We start from the raw sequence: 9,301 nt of genomic DNA, 5'->3' as shown, positions 1-9,301 counted from the left end.
GAAGATCGACATTGTAAAACCGATACCAGCCAGCAAGCCGACCAGACAGACGCCACCCCACGTGACTCCAGGAGCAAGGCGGCACCAGCCCGGTCGTACCGCGACCCAAGTCGCACCGACGACGCCAAGCGGTTTCCCAGCGACCAAGGCAAGCGCAGTGCCCATCATCACCAGGTGGCCCCCTGCGGAGAGATCAGCGCCCGTTAAGCTGACGCCGGCATTCGCCAGCGCGAAGATCGGCATGACGCCGTAAGCCACCCACGGATGCATTGCCATCTGCACCCGCGACACCGGCGGCAATATCTCGCGGTGAGCTATGCGAAGGTCTCGCAGCGGTTGCTCTAACAGGTGCGGATCCCTTGCCTTCACCACATCGCTGCTTCGCAACTGCTTGAGCACTCGCGACACGACTTCCAGCGGGGGCTCCGGCATCGGTATGGCGCGTGCCGGAGTTATCAGCCCGAGCACGACACCTGCAAGGGTTGGATGGATGCCGGCTACCATGAACCCAATCCAAACCAAAGAACCGGGCAGTACGTAAAAGGGCGCAGAACCGATCCCAATCCGCTGACATCCCAAAACCGCGAGAACGCCAATTGACGCGATGATGAAACCACCAAGCTGAAGGCTGGCGGTGTAGAAGATGGCAATGATCAATACTGCGATGATGTCGTCGATGATCGCCAGAGCAAGAAGGAAGACCCGCACATTGACCGGGATCGTTCGTCCAAGCAGCGCGAGCACCCCAACGGCAAAGGCGATGTCTGTCGCGGTTGGCACGGCCCAGCCCTGCGCTCTAGCCGGATCGATGTTGAGGCTCAGATAGATGAGCGCCGGGACGATGACGCCACCAGTCGCCGCGACCAGCGGCAGAATGGCTTGGTCGAGTCTGCTCAGTGCGCCTTCATGGACCTCGCGCCTAATCTCCATGCCCACGACCAGGAAGAAGACGGTCATCAGCGCGTCGTTGACCCAGAAATGCAGCGACCGGGAAAAGACGTATTCGCCGACACCGATTGTGAGCGGAAGGTTCCAAAAGGCGTGATAGCTATGAGCGAACGGAGAGTTGGCCCAGATTAGTGCAGCGGCCGCGGCCGCGAGGAGCACGGCACCGCTGACAGCCTCAACATGCAGGAACCTATGCAGGGTGCTGAGGGCCTGTTCCGCCAGCCGCTGGGCTTTCCGCAGATTGTCGAATGAAGAGCTATCGTTCATGGGCGCACGCTTTCCGCGTGGCGGCCCGACCATCGCTTGACCTGTCGCTGCTCAATGCAGCGAGCACCCGTACGCCGTTATACATCGCGATGGCGACAATTCAACCTCGGAGGAGTGATCGGTCACCAATGTCTGTTCTGGGTCAAGGGCGTCGGTGTCGCGCTCGGCTGCAAACTTCCGGTCTGCCCCGATGAACTGACATGTAGCTGCACCGCGTCAACGGAAGCGATGGGCCAATTCCGGAAGTCGCGACGCTCATTCAATGATCTTGTCAGCACGGACCAGGATTGTTGCCGGCACGGTAATGTTCGAGGCCTTGGCCGTCTTGAGATTGATGACAAGCTCGAACGTGGTCGGCTGCTCGACGGGGATGTCTGCCGGCTTCCCGCCTTTGAGGATGAGGTCGATAATCTCCGCGCCGCGCCGCCATTGCTTGCCATGATCGGTGCCGTAGGACATAAGGCCGCCTGCTTCCGCGAACTCGCGGTAGCCGTAGATAGCGGGCAAACGCAGGCGGGAGGCGGCAGCGGCAATTTCGGTCCGTTGACTAAACGTGAAGGGGTCCTCGAGAATCGCAAGGCCGCCGGCTCCTGCGACCTTGCTGGCCTCGAGCTGCGGCGCGATCTCCTCGGGCGAGCGCACCTCAAAGGCCCGTAACTCTATTTTCGCGACACGCGCTGCGGTCTCGAGTTCCCTGTAAGCGAGGGCCGCGTACGGCGTGCCCGGATTCAAGACCGCGGCAATCAGCGAGGCGGCAGGGACGATCTCGCGCAACAGCTGAAGCCGGGCGCCCTGTATGCCAGCGGCTAGGTCCGACAGTCCGGTGACGTTACCGCCGGGCCGGGCGAGACTTGCAACGACCCCCGCGCCGACAGGATCGCCGACAGCCATGAATACAACCGGGATGCCGTTTCCGGCTGCCTTGCCTGCCTTGGCGGCAACCGTGCCAAATCCGGTGACAAGCACATCAGGCTTCATCCGAATGAGGTCGGACGCAAGACCTGGCAAGAGTTCCGGCCGGCCTTCTGCCGAGCGATAGACGAAGTGCAGGTTTTTTCCGTCAATGTAACCAAGCTGATCGAGACGGCGCAAAAAATTCGGCGCGAAGCTACGATCCTCACCTGCAAGAAGGGCGAGGTAGGCAACGGTGAATGATTTGACTTTTTGTGCGCTAGCCTTGGGCGCGACGCCGAGGAGCGTGGCACCGGCTAGTATTTTCATCAACGACCTCCGGTCCGTCATGCAAATGCCTCTCGCTCCAAGTATTCGAGCTGCAGACCAGACGGATCGCCCACGAAGCCTGTTGGCTATCAAATGCGCCTTCTATTCCCGAACAAAAATATGGGACTTAACCTTCCATTCACCGTTGGATTGGTGCTCATAAAGTTTAACTGTACTGCCGGACAGCATGGTCGTTTCCTCCCCCTTTACCAATGAGGCTTTGAAGCGGGACGTAACGTAAGCGTAGTCTCCCATCTGCAAAATCTCTACAAGCTCAAGTTTGTGATTTTTGACGCTCGTGCCTCTTTTGGCAAAAAAGTCGCGTATCGCAGTAGGGCCAGAGAYGGGTGCTGCGCCGGGCGGCATTAGACTGGCGTCGGCGGCATACATTGGCAGCAAGGCGTCGAAATTCGGATCGTTGATCGCGGCGTCCCATTGCGCATTGAGTTTCGTCATATCTTCAGTGAGCGGGTCTGCACACACATGGCCGATCGTGGCCAACAAAAGCACCAGCACCACTGACCAGGTTTTGCTCATGACTTTGCTTTCTCTGATCTGACCGTGTCCGCCAGCCTGCGGCTATCCGGCTCGTTACTGATCAGCGGTTCGTGAAAGCGCGCTTGCCGATGGCATAAAGGCTGCAAATTATTAAATACCGGAGAGTTCGGCGCGTCTCCGTTTTGTGGGCGGCTTCCGGCAAGCGAAAGCTTGGCGGTGCAAGCAAGCTATACGATTATCGAAAGAACGCCTATAGCTGCCTCGGGTCAATCGCGTCAGTTTGGCCCTTACCCGCAAACTTCCAGTCTGCCCCTATCAGACGCAGTGCGTCAACGGCGCCGATGGGCCACAAGGCGACATCCTCCGAGCGGCGGCCTCGATCTCGAAGCGGACACGTTCAGTCCGCACGTCTGCTTCGGGGGCATTCGCGACCGGGTCGAGCCAGTAGCAAGTTCGGCCAAGTCCCGGTATCCGCCGAAAGCGGAAGCAACCTCAGAGCACAAAAAGAGGACCGACGCCTCTCGAGGATAGCGCCGGGCCTGGGGGCGCATTCACGTCGCCTGCTTGGTTTGCTTGCGAGCGGCAACCGGTGGCGCTGCGCGGCCGGCAAGCCGGTGAGGCCGCGGGGTGTTGCGCATGCGAGGAAACCAGCGGCCTGACGGTTCACGCAGGTAGCATCGCGGTTATCCAAGGGCGATGCTTCTGAAAAGACGGTGGCGCTGATTAAGCAGGCTATGGCGCAGCACAATGCCGAGCTGCCGGGCAGGGTGGTTGCGGCTGTGAAGGACGCTCGTTCGAAGCGGAAGCTGTAACAAAGGGCGCGGTATTTGCGGGGCCGCTTCGCCAGCGATGGCAAATATTACATCGGCGGCCATGCGGTGCTCACGACCGTTACGCGCGATGGTGTGACGCTGCGTGTCGTGCACGTATGGCCTGAAGATCAACCCGCCAAGAGGATTGAGCCGGCGCCGATTGACTGGTCCGCATGGCGGGCGGCGGCGTGAAGGCAAGCGGAAGCGGGCAAGCGGTGGTAAGCCTTTCCGCTTTTGCGCCTGTTAACCAGATGGTGGCTTACCAAAAAGCGCTGACCTCAAAAGTACGACTTGCGCGGCGCGAAGGAGCGGGCTTAGCTCATATTTTAGCAGTTTTGCGACGGGCTTATGAAGACTTTTTTTATAGTCATCGGCATGTGGGTGCTGATCAACATACTCTTTGTAGTCGTGATGACCCCACCCCGGAAACCCCGAAAGCCCGACGGCTCTAACTCTGCTGGTCTCGCTCCGGTGCCGGTCGATCAGAACAGCCACCATTTCGCCGATGAGGATGATCCGGCTTCAATGCGGCACTCCATCATTGCCGTTGCACTAGGTGTATTCTTCTCATTAACGCCGCCCTTGATCGATGCCGCGGATCTGATCAAGCAACTGATCAAGAAGCGTCGGAAAGCGAACAATTCAAGCGACAAAGACACAGACTAGTCGTTTGAATCGCGACCATTTATGACCGCAAAGACGCCGAGCAGCCAGAGGATGGAGGCAAGCTGTGCAGTGTTACTATTCCCCGATCATTCACAATGGGCAATTACAAGCGGACGAGGTGGGAGAGCTATTTGCCTCTGCTGAACTAGCGATCCAATACGGCGCCCGTGTTGCTCGGGATATCGCCAACGATCCGGAACATGACCGTGCTGCGGGCACGGTCATAATCGTGGTTGACGCCTCCGGCGCTGAGATCACGCGGCATAGGGTTGAGCGACGGGCGGAAGCGGGGGATGAGGGCGAGGCGCAATAGGTGGTGGTGGCGGAGCAAGCGGAAGCGATGGAGGTGAGGGGCCTTTCTATGACCACTTGCCCATAGCGCGTCCCGCGTTGACAACGAACGTTCCAAAAGTGCCGACCGCAGCAAAGATTGCGATCCATCTTTCAAGTGTGCCCAAGCGGATGGCGTTGCGCGTAACTATCTCTTTTCCGTCCCAATAAAGTTTGCCGGATCTCTCGTGTATTCCGAGCAATGCTGAACCTTTTATCGAGATCGCATATACATCTTCCGGCCATTCGGGAGGCCGCTCGTTCGAGAGACGATATTTGCGAACTACTTCCCAATCGACGTCGGGCATTCTGGCTCCTTAGATGTTTAGCGGAGTATGTCGATCGACCAGGCTTGGTCAATCTCGTGGTGAAGGGCTCATCCGGTGATGAAGCTGTGATACTCGCTCGAAGAGAGCGCTCAGTTCTCTAAGCGAATGTTCAGCGACCGCCAGAAGCGTCAATCCCGCGATGATTGCCGGAACGTCGCGCATTGCCTTCAGGGCGTCATATGTCACAGCGCCATTGCCGTAGTCGGTCGTCGTAAACATCTGATGATGACCGAGAGAATTTGGATGACACCGCTCCGACAAGCGATTGTAGTGGCCTAGTGCTCCCGGTAAAAGCTTATCCAGCTTTTCAACGTGGGTGAGCGCATTAACCGTTTTGAACTCAGGAGACTGCTTCAGCCATTCTTCGTCGCGGCTCGAAAAAATCCTGTTCATCGCGAGTTCGTCAAGCCCTTTCAGATCTTCGTCGTCGAGTAGCTTGGACACGCGCCCTTCAAAATCGACAAGTAGGGCAACGGTTTCGACGAGCGCTCGTGTGCAGAGAAAGGCTGGCAGCGGCATCGCCTCGTTCCAGGAAAGCGCCGTCCCTTCGGCAAGTGCTACGATCCTATAGAGCACAGCCTCGGCGAAGGTCTCAATTTTCCATGCGATTTTCGATCGGGCCAGGTGACCGGCCACGGAAATCGTTAATCGGCGTCGTTCCGCAAGCCGCACAATTTCATCATTGATCGACGTCAGCGCCTCGGCGTCGCGAGGGGCGATGTCGTCAGTTATTTGGAACTGCTGGACTGACAAGGTAGGCATCTGAAATGTCCCAATTGAAGCCTCACTCCACCGCAACCGAAGCGGGAACGCAAGCAGGAGTGCGGCGCGCCTGCGAGACTTTGGACGCAGGAAAAAATACGGGGTGCACGACACGGCGAGGCCGCCGGGCCGCCTGTCAGATCGCACTACTTTTCTCTGTAGCCATTAGATGCGCGATATGCGCTAGGAGGTGGTCGACCATCATACAGGCGCTCTCGGCCTTAAAGACGTCGGCAGTGGCGGCGCTCTCGGGATATCTGAACCAATATTCTTTGTGGTAGCGGCTGAGGTGTTCCACGTCCTTTGCAGCACCAGGCCAAAGTCGTTCGCGAAGTCCCTCGGTAATTGCTAATAAGCCCGCTAAGTCATGGGACCGCTGCACGTCACGTTGATGTTGTCCCTGAAATTGCAGCAAGGCTTTTAAACCATTCTCGATGCTGAATCCGATGAGGAGGTAGAAGGGAATTCCTATTCGGGAAATGACTTCACCTGGTGCAGATGAGTGAATGCGCTTGGCGCCCTCTAGCAGGGCAACCGCATACGCTAGCTTGTCGATATGAAGCTCGGCGTCGTCTACCATAAGCTAACCTATGTTTTTCGCCCCACCGGCGGCGGCACCATCTCAAATCTAGAGCCTGGCCGCATTGTCGGCGCGACCCGGGTATTATCCAATGAAATATGCTGCCAACCGTAGAAGAACGCGACCACCGCTGGCCAAAAGCGACCGCCCATCAGCTCGTTGATCTTCGGCAAACCTTCCTTGTCCTCCAGGACTTTAGCGATGCGTTTCCAATCTTTCGCGCGATCACCGAGCACAGCCCGCGCTATCTGCGCTTCGGTGGGGTAGAGGGGCATTTCATTGATGCGCGGCCAGCGTGGCTTCTCGCCTTCGTTCATTCGTATCTCCATCCACCCGCCATCTTTGCCGTGCCAAATTCGGCTCATGGCCGATTCGATCGACTGGACCGACGATACACCGCGCCGCCTTTCGGTGATTGCCAAGCTTGCTTTCCCCGATGGAGGGATGACAGCGAGTAGCCTGAGGCGCGAGGCTGAGCGCGGGCGGTTGGCCGTAGAACGTATTGCCGGGGAAAGATTTCACGTCGTTTCAGGCCATCGCGGAGATGCGAAAGCTGTGTCGCGTTGGGCGGAAGGAAACACCCAGCTTCCCCCACGGGGCGTTTTCGGTGAAGCGGTCTGGGGCATCATGGGTTGTCGATAGCGAGCCTGGCGAGACGTCTAAGCTGGATGCGCTGCATAAGCAGCTATCGAAGAGACCTAACGTCTAGCCGTAAAACCCCACGATAAAACGGATGGCAAAGAACGCCCCAGCGGCGACGGTCGCTGTCGCGCCGATCGCAAGCATCACTCTCAAGCTCTCGYCCATGGGATCTCGCATACAAGACGGCCCCCGCGGGGGCAACGCGGAGGCCGCTGTTGAGACGCCTCAGGCCGGGGAACCTGAAGCAAGAGATCAATCTCTGCCCCGCAGGATGGTTCCTGTGCCTTTGACGGTGAAATGCGAATCAGCTCTCGGCGTTAGGGTATCTTGACGCGCAAGGCAGCGAGGCCTGCAGCGTGGCCGAGCTGGGTGCCTTATCCTAGCTCGGCGGTTTCGTTGCAGCGGATGGCTTCTTTGGCTTAGGGGCGGGCGCTAGTGCCGCGGCCTCCTGCTGCTTCTTCAGTTCAGCAACCCTTGCCAACTCCGCGCGCTTGGCGTCGGCCTCTTCCTCTTTGACGAGGAGATAGCCCTTTTCCGCCATGCAACCCTGGCCGACAGTGTCGGCGGCGTTAGTTCGCTCTTGGGCTGCTATGGCTCCCGCCAATCCACCGACAGCGACGGTGACCCCGGAAAGGGCCGCCTTGTTGCGCTCGCCAAGACATGAGGTCCTGTCCACCTCGAACTGCGTTGTGAGAACCGGATTTTCGCGAGCGGACTGTCCGTCGACGCGCACCCAACCCATTTTCGGCGCGGCTGCACAGCCGCCCAGCGCGACGCAAAGCGCCGCCCGGTTTAGATCGTTTATTCCGCATCCGGTTTGCCTGGCCAATATTTCGACCTTGTCGAAATCCAGTCGTTGGCCTCGRCCTCCGTCGCAAAGTCCCCAATGTTGGAATCTGGACCGTTTCCGGTCTTTACCGAAACGAACCAGCGACCGCTCTTTGTGATATGGGGTTCAAAATAGGGGAATGCCTCTAGGTCCCGCGCGACTTTATCGGTTCGTGGGTGGGTCATTTCGTCCTCGGGGCGCGGCACTCGTCGGTGATTGCGATGTCCGGCATAAGGGGTGATGATCGCGTAACATCGCCTCGCAGGCCCGGTTCGGCTAGTTAAATCGAAGTGATGCGAGGCGCGGTGGGCTTTGCCAGCCAATAGACGGGCGGTGCGCAGCTAGGCCTTCGGTTTCGCCAGCCTCACACCCGGTCCACCATCGATCGATTGGCCGTCTGCGAGGAAGATGACTCCAGCGGCCTCGAACGCGGCGCGGATATCGGCCACCGTTCTCGGCAACAATTCCTCGCCGCGTTCAAGCCGGGTGATGGTGTTGGTGGACACACCGGCGGCCTCAGCGACCTCGCGAACGCCAAGATTGAGCGCTGCGCGAGCCATCCGGGATTGCAAAGCGGAAATCACTGATACCCCCAACGTAGTGTGCGGAACCGCTACGCAGTAGCGAAAACGTCTTGACGTAGCAATATCGGGGTTTATGGTCACAGTGTAGCGATTCCGCTACATATGGTTGGGTTCTATGGCATATACGAACAGTGAAACGCCGCGCTTGGGCGATTTGGTCTCCGTAAACGGTGGAGAAACGCTGGGCTTTGTTGGGCGGCTTCATCAAGGCTGCAACGGTCCGCAAGGACGGACGGCGCGATACTGCATATTATTTGATGGAGGCCCTTGGCGAACCGGAGCCGAACAACGTCGCCGAAATGGTCCGGTTTTACGAGACATGCGCTGGATTTTACGACGGCTCAGCAGGCGCCAAAGGCGACGTTGCGGGGTTGATCGAGAGGATTCGCGAACAGGTACTTGACCTGGTTTTAGCGGTCGGCCAGGCGATTCATGAGATGAAGTCACCCTACAGTCGCGAGCGGGTTCGTGTCTGCTTGGACTACGCGATGCGCGCAGGCATGTCCGCTGAGAATGTCGAGCGGGAGCGCGTGAGGCTTGAGGCTAGTCAGCTAGTTGGCTAGCTAAATCAGTTCGGCGGCCAGTCATTGCCTGACAACTATCAAGCCTGCGCCGCCGAGGCCCGCCCCGGCGCAAGTTGCGGCTGGCCACCACTTATTAGAACGCAAGTAACGAATTATTACAAAGTCGTCCGTGAAGAATGCGGATTGATCTGAGAAATAAGCAGAATTTGTCTTGATGTAGTATTCGATTTTGCAGGAAAGCGGGGTGTTGGACCTCGCTTTCTTGCGTTTTAGGATTTTGCTTTTGGGCGATTCGTGATTCCCTGACGG

The 9,301-nt window shown here is 58.2% G+C and carries 13 protein-coding genes; 3 read left to right on the top strand and 10 right to left on the bottom strand.

The window, feature by feature from the left end; all coding sequences use genetic code 11:
* The 3 genes from nhaA to AB4Z51_RS42935 form a co-directional block, all read right to left on the bottom strand.
* Positions 1–1,215, bottom strand: a 1,215-nt coding sequence (nhaA, locus tag AB4Z51_RS42945) for a Na+/H+ antiporter NhaA (protein ID WP_441499592.1), incomplete at its 3' end; no start/stop codon positions are given.
* A gap of 255 nt (positions 1,216–1,470) precedes the next feature.
* Complete coding sequence (locus tag AB4Z51_RS42940; protein WP_441499591.1) at positions 1,471–2,436, bottom strand: ABC transporter substrate-binding protein; 966 nt, start codon at positions 2,434–2,436, stop codon at positions 1,471–1,473.
* Between the two features lie 102 nt (positions 2,437–2,538).
* Positions 2,539–2,973 (bottom strand): YybH family protein, encoded by a 435-nt coding sequence (locus AB4Z51_RS42935; RefSeq protein WP_441499590.1) that lies wholly within the window; start codon positions 2,971–2,973, stop codon positions 2,539–2,541.
* 1,121 nt (positions 2,974–4,094) lie between these two features.
* Between AB4Z51_RS42935 and AB4Z51_RS42930 the strand changes: the two genes are divergently transcribed.
* Complete coding sequence (locus AB4Z51_RS42930) at positions 4,095–4,412, top strand: hypothetical protein (RefSeq protein ID WP_135217311.1); 318 nt, start codon at positions 4,095–4,097, stop codon at positions 4,410–4,412.
* A 64-nt stretch (positions 4,413–4,476) separates the two neighbouring features.
* Complete coding sequence (locus AB4Z51_RS42925) at positions 4,477–4,725, top strand: DUF6894 family protein (RefSeq protein WP_135217310.1); 249 nt, start codon at positions 4,477–4,479, stop codon at positions 4,723–4,725.
* Between the two features lie 46 nt (positions 4,726–4,771).
* Here the strand turns inward: AB4Z51_RS42925 and AB4Z51_RS42920 are convergent, their stop codons facing one another.
* From AB4Z51_RS42920 to AB4Z51_RS42895, 6 genes are all read right to left on the bottom strand, one after another.
* Positions 4,772–5,050, bottom strand: a complete 279-nt coding sequence (locus tag AB4Z51_RS42920) for a hypothetical protein (RefSeq protein WP_135217309.1) — start codon at positions 5,048–5,050, stop codon at positions 4,772–4,774.
* 48 nt (positions 5,051–5,098) lie between these two features.
* Positions 5,099–5,833 (bottom strand): hypothetical protein, encoded by a 735-nt coding sequence (locus AB4Z51_RS42915; RefSeq protein WP_135217308.1) that lies wholly within the window; start codon positions 5,831–5,833, stop codon positions 5,099–5,101.
* A 136-nt stretch (positions 5,834–5,969) separates the two neighbouring features.
* Entirely contained in the window at positions 5,970–6,413 is a 444-nt protein-coding gene (locus AB4Z51_RS42910; protein ID WP_441499589.1) for a hypothetical protein, read from the bottom strand.
* Between the two features lie 8 nt (positions 6,414–6,421).
* Positions 6,422–6,835, bottom strand: coding sequence for a hypothetical protein (locus tag AB4Z51_RS42905; protein ID WP_441499588.1), 414 nt, complete (start codon positions 6,833–6,835; stop codon positions 6,422–6,424).
* A 599-nt stretch (positions 6,836–7,434) separates the two neighbouring features.
* Complete coding sequence (locus tag AB4Z51_RS42900) at positions 7,435–7,884, bottom strand: hypothetical protein (protein ID WP_135216772.1); 450 nt, start codon at positions 7,882–7,884, stop codon at positions 7,435–7,437.
* Between the two features lie 341 nt (positions 7,885–8,225).
* Positions 8,226–8,444 (bottom strand): helix-turn-helix domain-containing protein, encoded by a 219-nt coding sequence (locus tag AB4Z51_RS42895; protein ID WP_135216773.1) that lies wholly within the window; start codon positions 8,442–8,444, stop codon positions 8,226–8,228.
* Between the two features lie 215 nt (positions 8,445–8,659).
* Here AB4Z51_RS42895 and AB4Z51_RS42890 point away from each other — a divergent pair, with 215 nt between their 5' ends.
* Positions 8,660–9,031 (top strand): hypothetical protein, encoded by a 372-nt coding sequence (locus AB4Z51_RS42890; protein ID WP_135216774.1) that lies wholly within the window; start codon positions 8,660–8,662, stop codon positions 9,029–9,031.
* Positions 9,032–9,052: 21 nt separating this feature from the next.
* Here the strand turns inward: AB4Z51_RS42890 and AB4Z51_RS42885 are convergent.
* Positions 9,053–9,301 (bottom strand): hypothetical protein (locus tag AB4Z51_RS42885; RefSeq protein WP_441499587.1); only part of this gene is annotated, 249 nt, incomplete at its 5' end.

Origin of the sequence: Bradyrhizobium sp. 2TAF36, assembly GCF_052114925.1 — a bacterium.
Taxonomy (GTDB): domain Bacteria; phylum Pseudomonadota; class Alphaproteobacteria; order Rhizobiales; family Xanthobacteraceae; genus Bradyrhizobium; species Bradyrhizobium barranii.
This window is presented reverse-complemented; position numbering and strand designations above follow the sequence as displayed.